Genomic DNA, 21,093 nt, shown 5'->3' on the forward strand with positions numbered 1-21,093 from the left:
CGAGTGGACCATGCAACGTCATTTCCTTGTCCTGTTTTGTCTCGCGCTGACCCAGATCACCGGCTGGGGCGTGGTCGGCGTCCTGCCCGTGATTGCGACGCCGGTGGCGGCGGAATTCAAAACCTCACTGCCGTCGGTCTTTCTGGCAACCTCGGTGATGTTTGTCGCAATGGGGCTTGCCGCACCCTGGGCCGGCCGCGCCTTTCGCAGGTTCGGAACGCGCCAGGTCATGGCGGCGGGAGCGGGCCTGATCGGCCTGGCTCTGTGCCTGCTCGCGCTGTCTCCGAACCTGCCTGTCTTCTGGGTCGGGTGGGCACTGACCGGGCTGGCAGGCGCGATGTTCCTGACGACCTCGGCCTACGCCTATGTCGCGGAATACGCAGAGGATCGGGCGCGCAGCCTGATTGGAACACTGATGCTGGTGACCGGTCTGGCAGGCAGCGTCTTCTGGCCCATAACCGCTTTTCTCGACCATCTTGTGGGTTGGCGGCAGGTTTTCGTCGTCTATGCCGGTGTCATGGTTTTCATCATCTGCCCTTTGGTCCGGTTCGGTCTGCCCGTCACCGGGGCGGCGACCGCAGCGACAGCTCATCGGCGGCGCGGGCGATGGGAACCTGTCTTCATCCTGCTGGTCGCCGCCATCGCCTTGAACAGCTTTGTCACCTTCGGCGTCGAGGCAGTGGGAATCAAACTCCTGCAGTCGATGGGGATGGATCTTGCCGGCGCGGTCGCTATCGCCTCGCTCCTTGGGGTCTTCAAGGTCGGCGGGCGGGTGATCGACCTTCTCGGCGGGCAAAAATGGGACGGATTATCCACCGCAATCGTCTCGGGGGCGATGATTCCGATGGGACTGGCTACGATCTGGATCGGCGGCGCCGGTATTCTATCGGTGGGCGGCTACCTCGTCCTGTTCGGGGTCGGGAGCGGTGCCTTTGCCGTCGCACGCGCCACGATGCCGCTCGTTTTCTTTGAGAAGGCCGATTATACCGCCGCGATGGCAACCATCGCCCTGCCGATGAACCTGATCAACGCACTCGCCCCGCCCGGCATAGCGGCGCTGATGGCCGGTATCGGGGCGCAGGCGACTTTCGCAGTTCTGGGCGGGCTGAGCATGGCGGCTTTGGCGGTTCTGTTGCCGCTGAACGGCATGAAGGCGCGGCCAGCACTCGCCAAATGACCTTATGCCAGCGCCGCCCGGATCTTTTCGGCATGAGCGGCCAGCACGGCGCCATCTTCCATCTTGCCGGAGTGCGGCTTGAGTGCGGTGCCCTCGTGGCGCGGGATGACGTGGAAATGCAGATGGAACACCGTTTGCCCGGCGGCCGGTTCGTTGAACTGGGCGACGAACACGCCGTCGGCGTCGAAGACGTCCTTGACTGCATTGGCAATCTTCTGGACGACGGTAATCGCATGGGTGAGGGTGGCTGGATCGGCATCGAGAATATTGCGCGACGCCGCCTTCGGCACGACGAGCACATGGCCTGGCGCCTGCGGCATCACATCCATGAAGGCGATGGTATGCTGATCCTCGTAGATGCGGTGCGAGGGAATTTCGCCGCGCAGGATCTTGGCGAAGATATTGTTGTCGTCATAGGCGCTGGTCATCGCGAAATCTCCTCATTGCATCTTGATCGGGTAACGCCGCCGGCAGGTCGGCGTCAATCCTCCTGCTGGCGCTCGCCCTTGCGGAAGGGGCTGTGCTCGCTCAGCACCTCGCTCATCTGTTCGACATCGGCGCGCTCGCGGGCGAGATAGTCGCCGATCGCCCGGCGAAGGCCGGCGTGGGCGACATAATGGGCCGAATGCGTCGTCACCGGCAGGTAGCCGCGGGCGAGCTTGTGTTCACCTTGGGCGCCGGCCTCGACCCGTTTCAGCCCCTTCGATAGGGCGAAGTCGATCGCCTGGTGATAGCAGACCTCGAAATGCAGGAAGGGATGATCCTCGACGCAGCCCCAGTGACGGCCATAGAGCGTATCGCCGCCGATGAAGTTGATGGCGCCGGCGATATAGCGCCCGTCACGCTTGGCCATGACCAGCAGGATGTCGTCGGCCATGCGTTCGCCGATCAGCGAGTAGAATTTGCGGGTGAGGTAGGGCCGGCCCCATTTGCGCCCGCCGGTATCCATGTAGAACTTGAAGAATTGATCCCAGATGCGTTCCGTCAGGTCGTGGCCGGTCAGCCAGTCGATGCTGATGCCGTTTTCGAGCGCGGCGCGCCGCTCCTTGCGCAACGCCTTGCGTTTGCGCGACGCGAGTGTTTCGAGAAATTCCTCGTGATTGGCGTAGCCGTCATTGATGAAATGGAACTGCTGGTCGGTGCGGTGCAGATAGCCGTCCATCTCGAAGACACCGATCTCCTCATCCGGCACGAAGGTGATATGGGCAGACGAGATGCCGAGCCGGCGCACGACCTCCTTCAGGCTTTCGGCGATCGCGCTCTGGATCGGCAGCCGCTGCAGTCCCTCAGCGACGAGAAGCCGCGGACCGGTCGCCGGCGTGAACGGGATCGAGCATTGAAGTTTGGGATAATAACGCCCGCCGGCCCGCTCGAAGGCATCGGCCCAGCCATGGTCGAAGACATATTCGCCCTGGCTGTGGCTCTTGAGGTAGCCGGGCAGGGCGCCGATCAGTTCGCCGCGCTCGGTCTCGAGCAGCAAGTGGTGGCCGAGCCAGCCGGTCTCGGCGCTGGCCGAACCGGACTCTTCCAGCGACGACAAAAAGGCGTGCGAGACGAACGGGTTATAGGCAAGCGTCGGGCAAGTCTTCGACGCCCCGGAAAGCCTGGACCAGCTTTCTGGGGAAATCGCGGTGAAGGAGCGTTCTACGCGAATGGATAGTTCATCGGTCATGGGGCAGATACGAAGCCTGTGGGAGAATAGTCTCGGCTCTGTCTTGCAGCGCCGCGCGTCTTTTCAGACGCGCAAAGGACGCTGTAACGCTTTGAGTTGCTGCATAATTTTATCCTTAAATCGATTCCGATTTAAGGAATTATGCGGCAGTCTGCGCATGATCTTGGCCAAAAAGCGAGCGTCAAACCGCCACACGCGGGTCGAAGCCTTCGAAGGTCATCTGGTCCGCGTTGGCGAAGGTGCGCCGGCGCGCTTCTTCGTCGCGCACCGTCCAGGTTATGACGGGGATGCCCTTTTCACGTTCGCCTGAGATGAAGGCGTTCGGCAGGTCGTCATAATAATAGGAGATGAAATCGAGACCAATCTCCATCGCCTTCGCATGCGTCGCAAACTCCTCCGGCGTGTTGCCGTTGGCGGTAAGACCAAGCGGGTAGGGTGCGTCAAGCGCCTTCAGATCGCGCAGCAGCCAGTGGTCGAAGCTCATCAGCGCCACCTTGCCCTGGTAATCCTGAAGCACCTCTAGCACGGCTTCTGCAAATCCCTCGTCATCGGCCTCGCGGCCCTTCAGCTCCAGCACCAGCGGCACCTTGCCCTGGACGAGATCGAGAAGCTGGCGGAGCGTCGGCACCTTGTCTCCGGTGCCGCCGACGGCGATCAGTCCGAGCTCACGGGAGGTGCGCTCGCGGATGTCGCCCGGAAGATTGCAGAGCCGCTGCAGGTCCTCGTCGTGAAAGACGACCGGCACGCCGTCGGAGGCGTAATGCAGGTCGCATTCGATCGCAAAGCCCGCTTCGACGGCACGCGAAAAGGCCGAAAGCGTGTTTTCCCAGACGAGTTTATTGAGGTCGTGATAGCCGCGATGGGCGACCGGCACGTCCCGGATCCAGGCCGCATTGGTCATTCCGCGATTTCCATGATAGCATCGATCTCGACGGCGGCGTTCAGCGGCAGGGCGGCCATGCCGACGGCGGCACGCGCATGTTTGCCGGCCTCGCCGAGCACGCCGGCAATCAGGTTCGAAGCGCCGTTGATGACGAGATGCTGCTCGACGAAGTCGGGCGCCGAGGCGACGAAGCCGTTCAGTTTGATGACGCGCCGGATGCGGCCGAGATCGCCGCCAAGCGCCGCCTTCGCCTGGGCAAGGATGTTGATGGCGCAGAGTTCGGCGCCGCGCTGGCCGCTCGCAACGTCGACGGTCTTGCCGAGATGGCCGGAGACGGCGATCTTGCCGCCTTCGAGCGGCAGCTGGCCGGAGATGTAGAGAAGATTGCCGCTGATGACGTAAGGAACGTAATTTGCAGCAGGCGCTGCGGCTTCGGGCAGGGTTATCCCCATCTCAGTCAGGCGCTTTGCAATTTCATCCGACATTTTCGTCTCCGCTTTTGTTGTCAATTCTTCAAAAATTATGCATCAAGACTAGAATCTTTAATACGACAGGTTCGAGCCTCGATTTGGCCGAAAGCGTTCTTATAACATCGCGACCGAGTCCAACAGGAGTTAATGAATGTTCCGATCAGGTCTTGTCGCTCTGCTTCTCGCCAGCGTTTCCGCCAATGCATGGGCGGCTGCGCCCGCGGTAAGCGCTGCGATCGCGACCGGCCTCGTCGCACATCGCGCGGTCTACGATCTGGAACTGAAGGACGCCTCGGACCGCTCCGGCATTGCCGGCATGTACGGTCGCATGGTCTATGAGTTCGACGGCAGCTATTGCCAGGGCTTCACCACCAACTTCCGCTTCGTGACGCAGATCGACACCGGCGACAGCGTCCGCGTCAGCGACCAGCAGACGAAGACCTTCGAGAATCTCAAGGACGGCAAGTTCACCTTCGACACCAAATCCTTTACCGACCAACAGCTCGACAAGGAGGTCAACGGTGCGGCTCAGGATCAGCCGGATGGCGTCAAGGTCGATCTCAAGCAGCCGTCGAGCCGCGAACTGCAGCTTGCCGAAAGCCGGTTCCCAACCGAACATATGCTCGACGTGATCCAGAACGCCAAGGACGGCAAGCGCTTCTTCGAGGCCCGCGTCTTCGACGGCTCGGATGACGGCGACAAGTCGCTGGTGACGACGACGATCGTCGGCAAACAGGAGACGCCGGTTGCCGAGGAGGCTGATTCCGGCAATGCCGGCGCTTTCTCCAAGACAGCCTTCTGGCCGGTGACGATCGCCTATTTCAACGAGAATGCAAAATCCGACGCTCTGCCGGTCTATCGTATGTCGTTCAAGCTCTATGAGAACGGCATCACCCGCGACCTGACGATGGATTACGGCGATTTCGTTCTGACCGGCAAGCTCGCAAAGCTCGAGCTGCTCGACCGCAAGGCCGAGGTTTGCAAGTAAGTCTGCACAGCTTTCCGACTGTCATAAAACTGTATCATAAAGTTCATTATTGTGCGGCGACCAGCGATGATTGAGTCGTCTTCCGTCGTCCTGCTTTTCGGGTCGGTGTGATTCTAGCGGCCAGTCCATCGTGACAAGGCCTGTTTATTGCGAAGATGGGCCTCCAGACGATTACCTGTCGCAAGCCTGGAAAGCCCGCCTCATGGCCGATACCGATCTCGCGACTGTTCAAAACGCCGCCCTGCCTGTAGTCGCCGCCGATCCGGCGGAAATCGCTCGCATTTCCGACACCATCAATATCACCGATCGCGCCGGCATCTCGGTCTATGGCGACCGTGCCCAGCAGGCGGTCAGCGACTATGCCGACAGGATCCTGCGCGAGGTCCGCAACAAGGATCTCGGCGAAATTGGCCGCCTCTTGAGCGACATCATCCTCAAGTCGAAGGGCCTCGACCCGGCGTCGCTGAAGGACAAGGGTTTTCTCAGCCGCATCTTCCTCTCCGCCAAGGCGCGGCTCGAGCGGTTCAAGGCGGAATTTGAGGACGTGGCCGGCCAGATCGATCGGATCGGCCTCGAACTCGACCGCCACAAGGATACGCTGCGGCGCGATATCGCGATGCTCGACGACCTGCATGAGGAAACCCGGCAATCGATCATGCGGCTCGAGGCCTACGTGCAGGCCGGCAAGGCGTTTGCAGAGCGTTTCCGCAGCACCGAACTGCCGAGGCTGAAGGCTGCTGCCGAAACGGCTGCGACCGGTCCCGGCGGCGGCATGCTGGAAGCGCAAACCTATCAGGACAGCCTGCAGGCGCTGGACCGATTGGAAAAGCGGGTGTTTTACCTGTAGCAGGCACGCCAGCTCGGCATCCAGCAATTGCCGCAGATCCGCATCGTCCAGGCGGGCGACGAGACGCTGATCGAGAACTTGCAGGCGACCTCGGCGCTGACGGTGCCGGCCTGGAAACAGAAGATGGTGATCCTGCTCGGGCTGACGCGGCAGAAATCGGCGCTTGAGCTGCAGAAGGCGGTGACCGACGCTACCAACGACATGATCCGACAGGCATCCGAGATGATGAAGGACCAGGCGATCGCTATCGAGCAGCAGTCGCAGCGCGGCATCGTCGATATCGACACGCTCGCCAAGGCCAACAGGGATCTGATCGACACGATTTCAGGCGTGCTGCAGGTTCAGGAAGAGGGGCGCCGGAAGCGGGCGCAGGCCGAGCAGCAGATGGAGCAGATGACGGTTGAACTCAAGAAGGCGATGACTGGGGCGTGATCGGCAGGATGACGATGCGAGCACTCCTTTCAGGCCTGGCGCTCCTTGCGGCTCTCGCCCTTGCCGGCTGCGATCCCTTCGGCAAGGGGCCGGACTTCTCGATCGTCTCCGGATCGGAAAATACCGTTCTGCAGCCGATCGTCGAGGAATTTTGCAAGCAGAAGAATGCGACCTGCACCTTCAAATATGAAGGCACGCTCGATATCGGCCTGGCGCTGCAGAGCGATCAGGGCGTCGAGCAGGATGCGGTCTGGCCGGCCTCCAGCGTATGGGTCGACATGTTCGACACCAAGCGCCGCGTCAAGAGCCTGACTTCGATCGCCCAGACGCCGGTGGTCCTGGGCGTGCGCAAGTCGAAGGCCGAGAAGCTCGGCTGGATCGGCAGGGACGTGTTCATGAAGGACATTCTCGCCGCCGTCGAAAACGGATTGCTGAAATTCCTGATGACCTCGGCGACGCAATCCAACTCAGGCGCCAGCGCCTATCTTGCCATGCTGTCGAGCGCACTCGGCAACAAGCCGGTGATCGAACCCGGCGATCTCGACGACAAGGGTGTCCAAGAGAGTGTCCGATCGCTGCTTTCGGGCGTCGTGCGCTCTTCCGGCTCTTCCGGCTGGCTTGCCGATCTCTACGTCGAATCCGCCGGCAAGGGCACTGTCTACGACGGCATGTGGAATTACGAGGCGGTGCTGAAGGAAACCAACGATAAGCTTGCCGCCTTGTCGCAGGAACCGCTTTACGCGATCTACCCGGCCGATGGCGTGGCCATGGCGGATTCGCCGCTCGGTTTCGTCGATCATGGACGCGGGCCGGACGTTGAGACGTTCTTCAACGATCTGCTTACCTATCTCCGTTCGGCCCCGGTGCAGCAGCGTATCGCCGATACCGGCCGGCGCATTCCGCTCACCGGTGTTGCCGCAAAACCGGAGCCTGGCTGGAATTTCGATCCGGCCCGGCTTGTGACCGCCATCCGCATGCCGGAGCCGGGTGTCATCCGCCAGGCGCTTACTCTTTATCAGGCCGCGCTGCGCAAACCGTCTCTGACTGCGCTCTGCCTCGATTTCTCCGGCTCGATGCAGGGCGATGGCGAGGACCAGCTGCAGAAGGCGATGCGTTTCCTGCTGACACCAGACGAAGCAAGCAAGGTGCTGGTGCAATGGTCGCCCGGCGACCGGATCATCGTCATTCCTTTCGACGGCAGCGTGCGCAACAGCTTCATGGCAAGCGGAAACCCGCTGGAGCAGGAAGGGCTGCTGAACGAGATTTCCCGGCAGAAGGCGGGCGGCGGCACGGACATGTATGCCTGCGCCGCACAGGCTCTGCAGCAGATTGCCCGAACCGACAGGCTCTCGACTTATCTGCCTGCCATCGTCATCATGACCGACGGCAGGTCCGACGATCAAAGCCAGGCTTTCATGAGCGAATGGAACGCGACAGAGCCGCATGTGCCGGTCTTCGGCATCACATTCGGCGACGCCGACAAGACGCAGCTCGACAGCCTTGCCAAGGAGACTTCGGCGCGCGTGTTCGACGGCGGTTCGAATCTCGCCACCGCCTTCCGCACCGCACGCGGCTATAATTAGGACCGGCATGCGCAACTGGCTCGGCAATGACGGCAACTGGATCGTGGCGGGACTGGCCGCGGCCATCACCGTGCCGCTTTTGAGTTTTGTCGCCGGCATGCCGTTCTGGATCGCCGCCATCATCGCCGTTCTGGTCTTTGCCGGCCTCGTCATTCTGCTTGCGCCGCGCCGGCTGTTCGAAGGCCTCGATATCAAGAGCATCGGCAGCGGGCGCGTCGCCTTTGCCCGCGACCTCCTGGAGGCCGCCGTTCCCTTTGCGCAGAGGCTGGAGGCCGCCGCCGACGCGATCACCGATCGGAAGACGACAACCGCAGTCCGCCATCTTGCCGAAATCGCTGTCGATGTCTTTCGCAAGGTCGAGGCCAAGCCGGAGAGCGCCAATGCCGTCCGGCGGTTCCTTTCCTATTATCTGCCGCGTGCCGCCGAGGTGGCAGAAGGTTTTGCCGTCATCGAGGCGAAACGCGCTCCTGATACCAAGCAGCTGGAGGAGGTCCGCACCGTGCTGGTCAAGCTCGAAGAGGCCTTCGTCCATTATGCCGACAGTTTGATCGATGAGGCGCTCGGCACGCTCGACACCGATCTGCGCCTCATCCAGGCTTCGCTCAAAGAGGATATCGGACGCTGATGGCCCTTTCTCGTCGCGCCTTTGGAGTGGGACTGCTCGGAGCCGGCGTCGTCGGCACCGGCGGCTATTTCGCCGTCAAGGACCGGCCCGAACTGCAGGGCCTGCTCGGCAGCCGCACGCCGCTTTCCGGCTTCATCGGCGGCGAGAAGGAAGCCTTTCTCGCCGACCGTGACGTGGTGAGCGCACTTGGGGGATATGGCCTGACGGTAAACGGCCGCGTGGCGGGTTCGGTCGAGATGGTGCGCGAACAGGCGCTGCTGTCGCAGAGCCCGCAATTTCTATGGCCGTCCTCGTCGATCATGGTCGATATCGCCAGACAAAACGGCGTCAAAATCCGCAATGACCGGGTCGTGCTGAACACCCCCGTCGTCGTCTATTCCTGGCAGCACGTCGTCGACGGCCTGATGAAATCAGGACTGGTGACGGTGACAAGCGAAGGCCATCATCAGCTCGACTTGAAAGCGCTGCTTGATGCTGTTCTCGCCGGCACCGACTGGTCGAAGCTCGGCGTGAATTCGCTCTATGGCCGGGCGCGCATCGTCTCGACCGATCCGAACCGCTCCAATTCCGGTTTCATGTTCGCCGGCCTGGCGCTGAGCCTCTTCAGCGGCAATGTCGCGACCGCAGACGATCTTGCCGCGTTCGGCGGAAAGGTGCAGGCGGTCTTCCGCAACATGGGCTTCAAATCGCCCTCGTCAGGCAAGCTCTTCGACCAGTATCTCGCAGGCGGCCTCGGCGGCGAGCCGATGATCGTCGGCTATGAGAATCAGCTGGTCGAATGGATCCTCGCCGATCCCTTGCGCTGGGACCGCATCACGGCAAGCCCGGGCGCAAAGCCGGTGGTGCTCTATCCGCGGCCGACCGTTCATTCAGCGCATCCGCTGATCGTCGTCGACGAGAACGCCAATCGGCTGATCGAAGCACTGACGAGCCCGAAGCTGCAGGAACTGGCCTGGACGAGACACGGCTTCCGCGGCCCGCTCGGAACTGCCACCGGCAACGCCGACAGCGCAATCGGCAGCCTGCTGCCGGCCGAGGTCGATGCCGTCTTGCCGATGCCGGACGCCGGCCTCATGCTGTCGCTGCTGATGATGCTGGCAAGCTGAGCGGCAGCATGCGAAGGGCAGGGCAGCGGCTGAATTTCTCGGCATAAACCTTGTTTGTCTGCCGATTGGAATGTTTTCCTTGCTTTTGTGCCGAACGGAATGTATGGGCAGCGGCATTCCACACGTAAGGCATGGGATTATCCGGGAGAAATCCGGATCGTTCCGCCCGGTGGCATTCTCGAAGAGGATGCTGTTCGCCTTGCGGAGGTTCAACCGGAAAAGGATACAAAGGCATGGCATTGCCCGATTTCTCTATGCGCCAGCTTCTCGAAGCAGGCGTCCACTTCGGCCACCAGACGCACCGCTGGAACCCGAAGATGAAGCCGTACATCTTCGGCGATCGTAACAACATCCACATCATCGACCTGGCCCAGACCGTTCCGATGCTGTCGCGCGCCCTGCAGGTCGTCAGCGACACCGTTGCCCGCGGCGGCCGCGTTCTCTTCGTCGGCACCAAGCGCCAGGCGTCCGAGATCATCGCCGACAGCGCCAAGCGTTCGGCCCAGTACTACGTCAACTCGCGCTGGCTCGGCGGCATGATGACGAACTGGAAGACGATCTCCAACTCGATCCAGCGCCTGCGCAAGCTCGATGAGATCCTCAACGGCGAAGCCCAGGGCTTCACCAAGAAGGAACGCCTGAACCTCGAGCGCGAGCGTGAAAAGCTCGACAAGGCTCTCGGCGGTATCCGCGATATGGGTGGCACTCCGGACCTGATGTTCATCATCGACACCAACAAGGAAAAGATCGCGATCGACGAAGCCAAGCGCCTCGGCATCCCGGTCGTCGCCATCATCGACTCGAACTGCGACCCGGACCTGATCGACTATCCGATCCCGGGCAACGACGACGCATCGCGCGCCATCGCTCTTTACTGCGAGCTGATCTCCCGCGCCGCCATCGACGGCATTGCGCGTCAGCAGAGCTCTTCCGGCCGCGATCTCGGCGCATCCTCCGAAGTTCCGGTCGAGCCGGCTCTCGAAGAAGCAGCCGAAGGCTGATGAAAGCCGGCGGATCGAAAGCTCCGCCAAAGCTTGCATGACTGGGAAAGGCCGCTCGCGACTCATCGAAGTTCGGCGGCCTTGCCTGTTTCAGGGCGAGGGCATCAGGCTCTTTGCCAGATAAGTTTCGTTATGACGCGTCTTCATCACGCTGTCATACATACAGGTACATTTCGTGCCTCAATCCGGTGCCGCGCCGCGCTTTGCGGCCCACCGTATGAACCGACAAGAGGAAGCTAATGAGCGAGATTACGGCTGCAATGGTGAAGGAACTGCGCGAAAAGACCGGCGCAGGCATGATGGACTGCAAGAAGGCTCTTGCTGAAACCGGCGGCGACATGGAAGCGGCGATCGACTGGCTGCGCGCCAAGGGCATCGCCAAGGCCGACAAGAAGTCGGGCCGCACCGCTGCCGAAGGCCTCATCGGCGTTTCGAGCCAGGGCACCAAGGCCGTTGTCGTCGAAGTCAATTCCGAAACCGACTTCGTCGCCCGTAACGATGCCTTCCAGGATCTCGTCCGCGGCATTGCCAAGGTTGCCGTCTCCACAAACGGCAGCGTCGACGCCGTTGCGGCTGCGACCTACCCGGCCTCCGGCAAGTCGGTTTCCGACACGATCAAGGACGCGATCGCAACGATCGGCGAGAACATGAACCTGCGCCGCTCGGTCGCGCTCTCCGTCGAGGACGGCGTCGTCGCCACCTATATCCACAATGCTGTTTCCGACGGCCTCGGCAAGCTCGGCGTTCTCGTCGCGCTGAAGTCGACCGGCGACAAGGAAGCCCTGAACGCAATCGGCCGCCAGGTCGCCATGCACATCGCTGCGACCGCACCGCTGGCGATCCGCCCCGAGGAAGTCGATGCCGCCGTCGCCGAGCGCGAGCGCAACGTCTTCATCGAGCAGTCGCGCGCTTCCGGCAAGCCTGATAACATCATCGAGAAGATGGTCGATGGCCGCATGCGCAAGTTCTTCGAAGAAGTCGCCCTTCTCTCGCAGGCTTTCGTCATCAATCCGGATCTGACCGTCGCAGCCGCCGTCAAGGAAGCTGAAAAGGCCGTCGGCGCGCCGATCGAAGTCGCCGGCATGGCCCGCCTTCTGCTCGGCGAAGGCGTCGAGAAGGAAGAAACCGATTTCGCAGCCGAAGTTGCGGCTGCCGTCAAGGGTTGATCTTCCAGCCATAATTGGGAAAACAACAGGGGCATCGCGTGACAACGCGGTGCCCTTCGTGTATCGGGCATTCACGGCAATTTACGAGGAGCCAAGATGTCTTTAGAGCCTGTCTATAAACGCGTTCTACTCAAGGCTTCCGGCGAAGCGCTCATGGGTAGCCAGGGTTTCGGGATCGATGTTGCGGTGGCGGACCGCATTGCATCCGATATCGCCGAAGCAAGGCATATGGGCGTGGAAGTCGGCGTCGTCGTCGGTGGCGGCAATATTTTCCGCGGTGTCGCGGTCGCATCCAAGGGCGGTGACCGGGTCACCGGCGACCACATGGGCATGCTCGGCACCATCATCAATGCGCTGGCGCTGGCGACCTCGCTGCGCAAGCTCAACATCGATACGGTGGTACTTTCGGCCATCTCCATGCCCGAGATCTGCGAAAGCTTTTCGCAGCGCGCGACCCTCTATCACCTCTCGATGGGACGTGTGGTGATCTTTGCCGGCGGCACCGGCAACCCCTTCTTCACCACCGATTCGGCCGCAGCGCTGCGCGCCGCCGAAATGGGCGCGCAAGCGATCTTCAAGGGCACGCAGGTGGACGGCATCTACACCGCCGACCCGAAGAAATATCCCGATGCGACCCGGCTCGACCGCCTGACGCACCAGGAAGTGCTGGACAGGGGGCTTGCGGTAATGGACGTTGCCGCCGTGGCGCTCGCCCGGGAGAATTCCATTCCGATCATCGTCTTCTCGATCCACGAGAAAGGCGGTTTTGCTGAAATCCTGACGGGCGGTGGCCTCAAGACCATCGTCTCCGACAACTGATATAGACTGCGCCGCCTTTGTCAGGCGCAGCCATCGCGACGCGCTTTATACGGGAGCATCGACATGACTGAAGGTATCGACATCAAGGAACTGAAGCGCCGCATGGACGGCGCGGTTTCCGCATTCAAGAGCGACATCGCATCGCTGCGCACCGGCCGCGCTTCGGCCAACATCCTCGATCCGGTCACGATCGAGGCCTATGGTTCGCGCATGCCGCTGAACCAGGTCGCCAACATCACCGTGCCCGAGCCGCGCATGCTGTCGGTTTCCGTCTGGGACAAGTCGATGGTCAGCGCCGTCGAGCGCGGCATTCGCGAATCCAATCTCGGCCTCAACCCGATCGTCGACGGCCAGAGCCTGCGCATTCCGCTGCCCGAACTGAACGAGGAGCGCCGCAAGTCGCTCGTCAAGGTGGCTCATGATTATGCCGAAAAGAGCAAGGTCGCGATTCGCCATGTTCGCCGTGACGGTATGGACGGCCTTAAGAAGGCCGAAAAGGATAGCGTAATCGGCCAGGACGAGGGCAGGGCGCAGTCGGAACGTGTACAGAAGATGACCGACGAGACGATTTCCGAAATCGACCGCTTGCTTGGCGAGAAGGAAAAGGAAATCATGCAGGTCTAGTGGATCTGTGCCTTTGCCTGGAAAGACCGGACGGGAAATGTCGGAATCTGTATTTGTGACTGTGCCAGAGCATGTTGCCATCATCATGGACGGCAATGGCCGTTGGGCCAAGCAGCGCGGCCTGCCGCGCACGATGGGCCATCGCAAGGGCGTCGAGGCGGTCCGCGAGACAGTGCGCGCCGCCGGCGCGGCCGGCATAAAATATCTGACCCTCTTTGCTTTCTCCTCGGAGAACTGGCGCAGGCCGGAGGCCGAGGTCTCCGACCTGCTTGGTCTGCTCAAGGCTTTCATCCGGCGTGACCTTGCCGAGCTTCATCGCCAGAATGTGCGGATCAAGGTGATCGGCGACCGCCACAGCCTGCGCAACGACATTCTCGGCCTGCTGCTCGAGGCGGAGGAAACGACCAAGGACAATACGGCGCTGACGCTGGTCATCGCTTTCAACTACGGCTCGCGCGACGAGATCTCGCGGGCTGTGGTGAGCCTGGCGAGGGACGTCGAGGCCGGCCGCCTGAGGGCGCAGGATATCACGCCCTCGCTGATCAACGCGCGTCTCGATACGGCCGGTATTCCCGATCCGGACCTCATCATCCGCACCAGCGGCGAGGAGCGGCTTTCCAACTTCCTCCTCTGGCAGGCCGCCTATTCGGAATTCATCTTCGTTCCGGAATATTGGCCGGATTTCAGCCCCGAGATCTTCCGCTCGGCGCTGGAGAAATTCGCCTCCCGCGACCGACGCTTCGGCGGCCTGTCGTCGCAGGCAGCCGCGGTCGGCACCTGATGCAGCAGGAATTGAAGCTCCGCATCGTTTCAGGCCTGATTCTTGCGGTGATCGTTCTTGCCGCCACCTGGTATGGCGGATTTGCCTTCCGCATCCTGGCGGCCGTGATCGGCCTGCTGATCTATTATGAATGGTCGACAATAACCGGCGTCGCGCGTGATTGGGTCGCCAATGCCGTCGGCTGGATCGGTCAGGCGGCGATTGCCTTCCTCCTGCTTGTCGGCAGTTTCGAATTCGCAGCCGGCATGCTGGCTGGTGTCACCGCCGTCGGCATAGCGCTGATCATCCTACACGGCACCAGCCGCTGGTTGCCGGTGGGCCTGTTTTATGCCGGTGCCACGGGCCTCGCGCTCGCCGCGATCAGAGGTGATGACCGGCCCGGCCTTTATGCCATGCTCTTCGTCTTTGCCGTCGTCTGGGCAACCGACATCCTTGCTTATTTCGTCGGCAGGGCGCTTGGCGGACCGAAGCTTGCCCCTTCGATCTCGCCGGGAAAGACATGGTCGGGGGCAATCGGCGGCGCCGTTTCGGCGGTCGTAGCCGGCGTCGTACTCATCCACTTTCTCCTTCCTGGCACTGAAATCATCGCTGCCGTTGCGGCACTCGTTCTCTCGGTTTGCAGCCAGTCGGGAGATCTGTTTGAATCCTTCATCAAGCGGAAATTCGGTGTCAAGGATTCAAGCCGTCTCATTCCTGGTCATGGCGGCGTCATGGACCGTGTCGACGGACTGATTTTCGCCTGTTTTTCGGCGTTCTTGCTAGCTGGATTATTTTCCCTGATAAAGGGGACTGCGATGACGTCGCTCGGCGCGGCCTTGTTCGGCCTTTGATGACGCGGCAGCCTGACGGAAGGAACTGATAGAAGTGATGGCCGATATATACACATTCCTGATGGGGAATATCGTCACCTTCATCCTCGTGCTCTCGCTGCTCGTCTTCGTGCACGAGATGGGCCACTACCTCGTCGGGCGCTGGAGCGGCATCCGCATCCTTGCCTTTTCCGTCGGTTTCGGTCCCGAGATATTCGGCTTCAACGACCGCCACGGAACACGCTGGAAGATCTCGGTGATCCCGCTTGGCGGTTACGTCCGGTTCTTTGGTGACGAGGACGCCTCGAGCAAGCCCGACAGCGACAAGCTCGCCGCCATGTCCGAAGAGGACAGGGCGCGCTCCTTTGCCGGGGCAAAGCTGTGGAAACGTGCAGCGACGGTCGCAGCCGGCCCGATCGCCAATTTCCTGCTGGCGATTGCCATCTTTACCCTTCTTTTCTCGATCTACGGCCGTTCGGTCGCCGATCCCGTCGTTTCCGAAGTCACGCCGGATGGTGTGGCGGCGGCCGCCGGCATCCTTCCGGGCGATCTCCTGGTCGCCATCGACGGCGGCAAGGTCGAGACCTTCGACGACGTGCGCCGCTATGTCGCCATCCGACCGAGCCAGCAGATCGTGGTCACCATCGAGAGGGGCGGCCAGAAGCTGGACTTGCCGATGGTGCCGCAACGCGTCGACAGGACCGACCAGTTCGGCAACAAGATCGAAGTCGGCCAGATCGGTATCGTCACCAGCAAGGAAGTCGGCAATTTCCGCCTGCAGACGTACACGCCGCTCCAGGCGCTGCGCGAAAGTGTGATCGAAACCCGGGATATCGTCACCGGCACATTCAAATATATCGGCAATATTTTCCGCGGTACGATGCGGGCCGATCAACTGGGTGGGCCGATCCGCGTTGCGCAAGCCTCGGGCCAGATGGCTTCGCTTGGGATAGGGGCAGTGTTGCAGCTTGCCGCCATGCTTTCAGTTTCGATAGGATTGCTTAACCTGATGCCGGTTCCGGTACTTGATGGCGGCCACCTGATGTTCTATGCGGTGGAAGCGGTCAGAGGAAAACCGCTGGGCGCCAAGGCTCAGGAAATCGCATTTCGCATTGGCTTGGCCATGATACTAACATTGATGGTTTTCACGACCTGGAACGACGTTGGCGCGATCAGAGGGTAAACGCGCAAAGCAAGGGAATTACTATTTATTTACGATGTTTCAAGGCTGTAGTGGCGAATGGGTCACGCTTCGAAATGAAGTAAACAGAAATTAACGACCTCCCTTGCTTGTATGTCAAAAGCGGGTAAAACGACACACGTGACCGGAATCGGGTTTTCCTGAGGCCGGGGACGAGGGAAAAAAAGGTAATAGGTGAAATGAAGGCTGGTTCAAAGTTTTTGAACGCAGTATCGGCGGTTGCGCTGTCTGCTAGTGTTGTTGCTTCGGGCGCAGGTGCTTTGACGTTCGTTTCCGCTACCGCCGCCGAGGCCGCGGTCATCCAGCGCATTGATGTGCGCGGCGCAAGCCGCGTCGGCGCGGAAGCGGTCCGGTCGAACCTCACCATCGCTCCCGGAAAGAGCTTTTCGAACACCGATATCGATGAATCGGTCAAGCAGCTCTACGGGACGGGTTACTTCTCCGACGTGAAGATCTCGGTCTCCGGAAGCACGCTTGTCGTCAACGTCCAGGAAGCCCAGCTCGTCAATCAGGTCGTCTTCAACGGCAATCGCAAGATCAAGGACGACAAGCTCGCGACCATCGTCCAGACGCATGCTGCCGGCCCCTACAGCGACACCCAGATCCAGTCCGACATTCAGTCGATCAAGGAAGCCTACGCCGCCACCGGCCGCAGCGAAGTTGAAGTCACGACGCAGGTCGTGCCGCTCGGTGAAGGCCGCGTCAACTTGGCCTTCGTCATCAACGAAGGCGATCGCACTAAGATCGATTCGATCAACTTCGTCGGCAACAATGCCTACAGCGCCGGCCGCCTGGCTGCTGTCATCAACACCAAGCGTTCGAACTTCCTGTCGTTCCTGACCCGCAAGGATGTCTATAACGAAGACAAGCTCCATGCCGACGAGGAAGCGCTGCGCCAGTTCTATTATAATCGTGGCTATGCCGACATGCGCATCGTCTCTTCCGATGCCACCTTCGACGACGCGACCAACAAATACACGCTCACCTTCAATATCGAGGAAGGCCAGCGTTACGACTTCGGTCCGGTGACCGTCCAGTCGACCGTTGAAGGCGTCGGCTCCGAGCAGCTGCAGCCGCTCGTGCGCACCCACGAAGGTCATGTCTACAACGCCAAGGAAGTGCAGAAGTCGATCGAGGCGATCTCCGATCAGGTCGCATCTGCCGGTTATCCCTTTGCGCGCGTCACGCCGCGCGGTAACCGCGACCTCAACAACAATACGATCGGTGTCGAATATCTGGTCGACCAGGGCGAGCGCGCCTATGTCGAGCGTATCGAAATCCGTGGCAACAGCCGCACGCGCGACTACGTCATCCGCCGCGAATTCGATATGAGCGAAGGCGACGCCTTCAACCAGCAGATGATCACCAAGGCCAAGCGCCGCCTCGAAGCGCTGGGTTACTTCTCCTCCGTCAACATCTCCACCCAGCCGGGCAGCTCGCCGGATCGCGTCGTGGTGGTCGTCGACGTGCAGGATCAGTCCACAGGTTCGTTCGGTGTCGGCGCCGGTTATGCCGCCGGCGGCGATGGCCTGCTGCTTGAAGCCTCCATCGAAGAAAAGAACTTCCTCGGCCGCGGTCAGTACATCCGCATCTCGGCCGGCGGCGGTCAGGAAGGTTCGCGCGCCTACGGCGTCAGCTTCACCGAGCCCTATTTCCTCGGCTATCGTCTGGCCGCAGGCTTCGACGTCAACCACAGCGAAACGTCGAGCAACGACAATTACGACTACGAGGAAACCAGCGTCGTCCTGCGCGTCACCGCGCCGATCACCGAAGACCTGGCGACGACCTTCCGCTATAACTACAAGCAGATGAAGTATGATGCGGACAGCAGCGATCTTTCCGATCTGTCAGCTCCGTATCAGCACCTCGTTGAAGACAGCCCGTGGACGCGCTCTTCGATCTCGCAGACGCTGACCTACAACACGCTGGATGACACCGTCCTGCCGCGCGAAGGCATCTACGCGACGGCGACGCAGGAACTGGCCGGCCTCGGCGGCGACTCGCAGTTCTACAAGATCTACGGCAAGGCCCGTTATTACCGTCTGCTCGCTGACGATGCCGATATCATCGGCTCGGTTTCTGCTTCGGCGGGTTATGTCATCGGCCTCGGCGACCATCTGAATGTCTTCGATCAGTTCACCCTGACCAACGGCGATATTCGTGGCTTTGAAAACAAGGGCATCGGCCCGCGCGTTTCCGGCACCAATGACGATCCGCTGGGTGGTACGACGTATTTCACCGCTTCGGCCGAAGCGACCTTCCCGATGCCGGGCTTCCCGCGTGACTTCAACCTGCGCGGCGCGGTCTTCGCCGATGCCGGCACGCTGTTCGGCAATGACGTTGACCTGAGGGGCGACGGCATTGACGGCGAAGATGCCTCTCTGCGCGCTTCCGTCGGCGTCGGCGTCGTCTGGCAGTCTCCCTTCGGTTCATTGCGCCTGGATTACGCGATCCCGGTTCTCAAGGAAGACTTCGACAAGACGCAGAACTTCAAGTTTGGCATCAACAACCAATTCTGATATCGGCAGTCCGGAACTGTAAGACTCAATTCCGTTCTGGAGCATTGCCGATGGAGCAAAACGTTTTTTTTCTGCCCCATGAAGGTCTGAAGCTCGCTGAGCTGGCAGAGTTTCTTGGGGCGGAACTCGCCAATTCCGACCATGCCGATATCGTCGTCCGATCCGTGGCCCCGATCAACCGGGCGCGCGCCGGTGATGTCTGTTATATCCTGTCGCGTCGCAACCGCGATGAACTGGCGACATGCGAAGCCTCGGCGGTGATCTGCGACAAGGCGCTCGCCGATCTCGTCCCCCCGCATATCCCGATCATCCTGTCGTCCAATCCGCACGCCGCCTTCGCGATGGCGGGCGGCCTGTTTTATCCCGCCGCATTGCGTCCTGTGGTCTTTTCGGGTGAAGGCGAGATCGCGCCGAGCGCGGTGATCGATCCGAGCGCCAGGCTTGAAAAGGGCGTGATCGTCGAGCCGTTGGCCGTCATCGGCGCGCATGCCGAGATCGGCGAGGGTACCCGCATCGGCGCACATAGCCTCATCGGTCCAGGCGTCAAGATCGGCCGCGATTGTTCGATCGCAGCCGGCGCCAGCATTCTCTGCGCGCTGATCGGCAACGGCGTCATCATCCATAACGGCGTTCGCATTGGCCAGGATGGTTTCGGTTATGCGCCGGGTCCGCGCGGCATGATCAAGATCGTCCAGATCGGCCGGGTGATCATCCAGGATAAGGTCGAGATCGGCGCCAACACCACGATCGACCGCGGCGCCATGGATGATACGGTGATCGGTGAAGGCACCAAGATCGACAACCAGGTACAGATCGGCCACAACGTTCAGATCGGACGCCATTGCGCCATCGTCGCGCAGGTCGGCATCGCCGGCAGCACGAAGATCGGCAACGGCGTGCAGATCGGCGGCCAGGTCGGCATCAAGGGACATGTGACGATCGGTGACGGCGTGCAGATCGCTGCCAAAAGCGGTATCATGACCGATCTTGCCGCCGGCGGGCAATATGGCGGCGTACCGGCCCGTCCGCTAAAAGACTATCTGAGAGAGGCCGCACAACAAGTGTCCAAGTCAAAGTTGCGCGGTCGGAACCCTGGAGGCAAGGAAAATGACTGAAGAAGCCACGACAACGCTTTCTTCGGCGGACATCATCGAGATCATGAAGCTGCTGCCGCATCGTTACCCCTTCCTCATGGTCGATAAGATCATCGAGATCGACGGCGACAACTCGGCGATCGGCATCAAGAATGTCACGGTGAACGAACCGCATTTTACCGGTCATTTTCCGGAAGCTCCGATCATGCCTGGCGTTCTCCTGATCGAGGGTATGGCGCAGACCGCGGGTGCGATCTGTGCCAAGAAGGAAGGCCAGCCCGGCAACCTCGTCTACTTCATGACCATCGAGAATGCCCGCTTCCGCAAGCCTGTCGTTCCTGGCGACCGCGTCGAATTCCATGTCGCCAAGCACAAGCAGCGCGGCAATATCTGGAAATTCCATTGCGACGCCAAGGTCGACGGCGCCCTTGTCGCCGAAGCCGATATCGGCGCAATGATCGTTCGTAAGGAACAGGCATGAGCACTATTGCCGAAAGCGCCCGCATTCATCCGATGGCCGTCGTCGAAGACGGGGCTGTGATCGGTGAGGGCGTCAAGATCGGTCCCTTCTGCCATGTCGGGCCGCACGTCGTCCTGCATGAAAACGTCGAGCTCCTGTCGCATGCTGTTGTCGCCGGCCGCACCGTGATCGGCAAGGGCACGCGCATCTTTCCGATGGCCGTCATCGGCGGCGATCCGCAGAGCGTGCATCACGGCGGCGAGGAGACGACGCTTTCGGTTGGCGCCAACTGCACGATGCGCGAAGGCGTGACGATGAACACCGGCACGGCCGATTTCGGCGGCCAGACGATCGTCGGCGACAACAACCTTTTCCTTGCCAATTCCCACGTCGCGCATGACTGCAAGGTCGGCAATCACGTGATCATGTCGAACAACGTCATGCTCGCCGGCCATGTCGTCATCGAGGATCGCGTCATCCTGGGTGGCGGCTCGGCTGTTCACCAGTTCACCCGCGTCGGCCGTCAGGCCTTCGTCGGCGGGCTTTCGGCCGTGAGTTACGACGTCATTCCCTACGGCATGCTGAACGGCAATCCCGGTCTGCTGAGCGGCCTCAATGTCGTCGGCATGACCCGCGCCGGTGTCGACCGCGCCGTCATCCACAGGGTGCGCCGCGCCTATAAGTCGATCTTCGAAGGAACGGGCTCCGTCCGCGAAAACGCCGCCGCCATCCGCGACGAATATGCTGATTGCGAGCAGGCGGTCCAGATCCTCGACTTCATCGCCGCCGACAGCGACCGCGCTCTGTCCTCGCCGACCCGGGGGCAGAAGGGCTGA

General features: G+C 61.2%; 20 protein-coding genes and 1 pseudogene. 17 read left to right on the forward strand and 4 right to left on the reverse strand.

Annotated features, from left to right (window positions below; all coding sequences use genetic code 11):
* Positions 1–10 precede the first annotated feature (10 nt).
* Positions 11–1,177 carry an MFS transporter gene (locus CO657_RS08020; RefSeq protein WP_063856438.1) on the forward strand — a complete coding sequence of 389 codons (1,167 nt, stop codon included), beginning with the start codon at positions 11–13 and terminating at the stop codon, positions 1,175–1,177.
* Positions 1,178–1,179: 2 nt separating this feature from the next.
* Here the strand turns inward: CO657_RS08020 and CO657_RS08025 are convergent, their stop codons facing one another.
* The 4 genes from CO657_RS08025 to CO657_RS08040 all read right to left on the reverse strand — a co-directional run bounded on the left by CO657_RS08025 (position 1,180) and on the right by CO657_RS08040 (position 4,217).
* Positions 1,180–1,605 carry an HIT family protein gene (locus CO657_RS08025; RefSeq protein WP_054183198.1) on the reverse strand — a complete coding sequence of 142 codons (426 nt, stop codon included), beginning with the start codon at positions 1,603–1,605 and terminating at the stop codon, positions 1,180–1,182.
* A gap of 53 nt (positions 1,606–1,658) precedes the next feature.
* Positions 1,659–2,849 carry a GNAT family N-acetyltransferase gene (locus CO657_RS08030; protein WP_054183197.1) on the reverse strand — a complete coding sequence of 397 codons (1,191 nt, stop codon included), beginning with the start codon at positions 2,847–2,849 and terminating at the stop codon, positions 1,659–1,661.
* A gap of 181 nt (positions 2,850–3,030) precedes the next feature.
* Positions 3,031–3,750: a glycerophosphodiester phosphodiesterase gene (locus CO657_RS08035; RefSeq protein WP_003586685.1), complete on the reverse strand. Its 720-nt coding sequence runs from the start codon at positions 3,748–3,750 to the stop codon at positions 3,031–3,033.
* Entirely contained in the window at positions 3,747–4,217 is a 471-nt protein-coding gene (locus CO657_RS08040) for a RidA family protein (RefSeq protein ID WP_003586684.1), read from the reverse strand. The genes CO657_RS08035 and CO657_RS08040 overlap by 4 nt, the downstream gene beginning before the upstream one ends.
* 136 nt (positions 4,218–4,353) lie before the next feature.
* On the opposite strand from CO657_RS08040, the gene CO657_RS08045 reads away from it, so the two are divergent.
* The 16 genes and pseudogenes from CO657_RS08045 to lpxA all read left to right on the forward strand — a co-directional run bounded on the left by CO657_RS08045 (position 4,354) and on the right by lpxA (position 21,093).
* On the forward strand, positions 4,354–5,190 hold the full coding sequence (locus CO657_RS08045) for a cell envelope integrity EipB family protein (RefSeq protein WP_054183196.1): 837 nt from the start codon (positions 4,354–4,356) through the stop codon (positions 5,188–5,190).
* A 202-nt stretch (positions 5,191–5,392) separates the two neighbouring features.
* Positions 5,393–6,469, forward strand: a pseudogene (locus CO657_RS08050) (toxic anion resistance protein).
* 14 nt (positions 6,470–6,483) lie between these two features.
* A complete protein-coding gene (locus tag CO657_RS08055; protein WP_054183294.1) occupies positions 6,484–8,052 on the forward strand; it encodes a VWA domain-containing protein in 1,569 nt (522 codons plus the stop codon).
* A 7-nt stretch (positions 8,053–8,059) separates the two neighbouring features.
* A complete protein-coding gene (locus CO657_RS08060) occupies positions 8,060–8,677 on the forward strand; it encodes a 5-bromo-4-chloroindolyl phosphate hydrolysis family protein (protein WP_054183195.1) in 618 nt (205 codons plus the stop codon).
* Positions 8,677–9,783 carry a type 2 periplasmic-binding domain-containing protein gene (locus tag CO657_RS08065; protein WP_054183194.1) on the forward strand — a complete coding sequence of 369 codons (1,107 nt, stop codon included), beginning with the start codon at positions 8,677–8,679 and terminating at the stop codon, positions 9,781–9,783. Before CO657_RS08060 ends, CO657_RS08065 begins: the two co-directional genes overlap by 1 nt.
* Positions 9,784–10,016: 233 nt before the next feature.
* Entirely contained in the window at positions 10,017–10,784 is a 768-nt protein-coding gene (gene rpsB / locus CO657_RS08070; protein WP_003573382.1) for a 30S ribosomal protein S2, read from the forward strand.
* Positions 10,785–11,023: 239 nt separating this feature from the next.
* Positions 11,024–11,950 (forward strand): translation elongation factor Ts, encoded by a 927-nt coding sequence (gene tsf, locus CO657_RS08075; protein WP_003573380.1) that lies wholly within the window; start codon positions 11,024–11,026, stop codon positions 11,948–11,950.
* A 96-nt stretch (positions 11,951–12,046) separates the two neighbouring features.
* Positions 12,047–12,769, forward strand: coding sequence for a UMP kinase (pyrH, locus tag CO657_RS08080; RefSeq protein WP_003573378.1), 723 nt, complete (start codon positions 12,047–12,049; stop codon positions 12,767–12,769).
* A gap of 63 nt (positions 12,770–12,832) precedes the next feature.
* A complete protein-coding gene (gene frr / locus CO657_RS08085; RefSeq protein ID WP_054183193.1) occupies positions 12,833–13,393 on the forward strand; it encodes a ribosome recycling factor in 561 nt (186 codons plus the stop codon).
* A 37-nt stretch (positions 13,394–13,430) separates the two neighbouring features.
* Positions 13,431–14,174: an isoprenyl transferase gene (locus CO657_RS08090; protein ID WP_003586675.1), complete on the forward strand. Its 744-nt coding sequence runs from the start codon at positions 13,431–13,433 to the stop codon at positions 14,172–14,174.
* Positions 14,174–15,004: a phosphatidate cytidylyltransferase gene (locus CO657_RS08095; protein ID WP_054183192.1), complete on the forward strand. Its 831-nt coding sequence runs from the start codon at positions 14,174–14,176 to the stop codon at positions 15,002–15,004. The genes CO657_RS08090 and CO657_RS08095 overlap by 1 nt, the downstream gene beginning before the upstream one ends.
* A gap of 37 nt (positions 15,005–15,041) precedes the next feature.
* Positions 15,042–16,166, forward strand: coding sequence for an RIP metalloprotease RseP (gene rseP, locus CO657_RS08100; protein WP_037073106.1), 1,125 nt, complete (start codon positions 15,042–15,044; stop codon positions 16,164–16,166).
* A 197-nt stretch (positions 16,167–16,363) separates the two neighbouring features.
* Positions 16,364–18,703, forward strand: a complete 2,340-nt coding sequence (bamA, locus tag CO657_RS08105) for an outer membrane protein assembly factor BamA (protein ID WP_003586671.1) — start codon at positions 16,364–16,366, stop codon at positions 18,701–18,703.
* A 50-nt stretch (positions 18,704–18,753) separates the two neighbouring features.
* Complete coding sequence (lpxD, locus tag CO657_RS08110) at positions 18,754–19,818, forward strand: UDP-3-O-(3-hydroxymyristoyl)glucosamine N-acyltransferase (RefSeq protein WP_003586670.1); 1,065 nt, start codon at positions 18,754–18,756, stop codon at positions 19,816–19,818.
* Positions 19,811–20,278 carry a 3-hydroxyacyl-ACP dehydratase FabZ gene (gene fabZ / locus CO657_RS08115; protein WP_003586669.1) on the forward strand — a complete coding sequence of 156 codons (468 nt, stop codon included), beginning with the start codon at positions 19,811–19,813 and terminating at the stop codon, positions 20,276–20,278. Before lpxD ends, fabZ begins: the two co-directional genes overlap by 8 nt.
* A complete protein-coding gene (lpxA, locus tag CO657_RS08120) occupies positions 20,275–21,093 on the forward strand; it encodes an acyl-ACP--UDP-N-acetylglucosamine O-acyltransferase (RefSeq protein ID WP_012557554.1) in 819 nt (272 codons plus the stop codon). The genes fabZ and lpxA overlap by 4 nt, the downstream gene beginning before the upstream one ends.

This window comes from Rhizobium acidisoli (assembly GCF_002531755.2).
GTDB classification, from domain to species: domain Bacteria; phylum Pseudomonadota; class Alphaproteobacteria; order Rhizobiales; family Rhizobiaceae; genus Rhizobium; species Rhizobium acidisoli.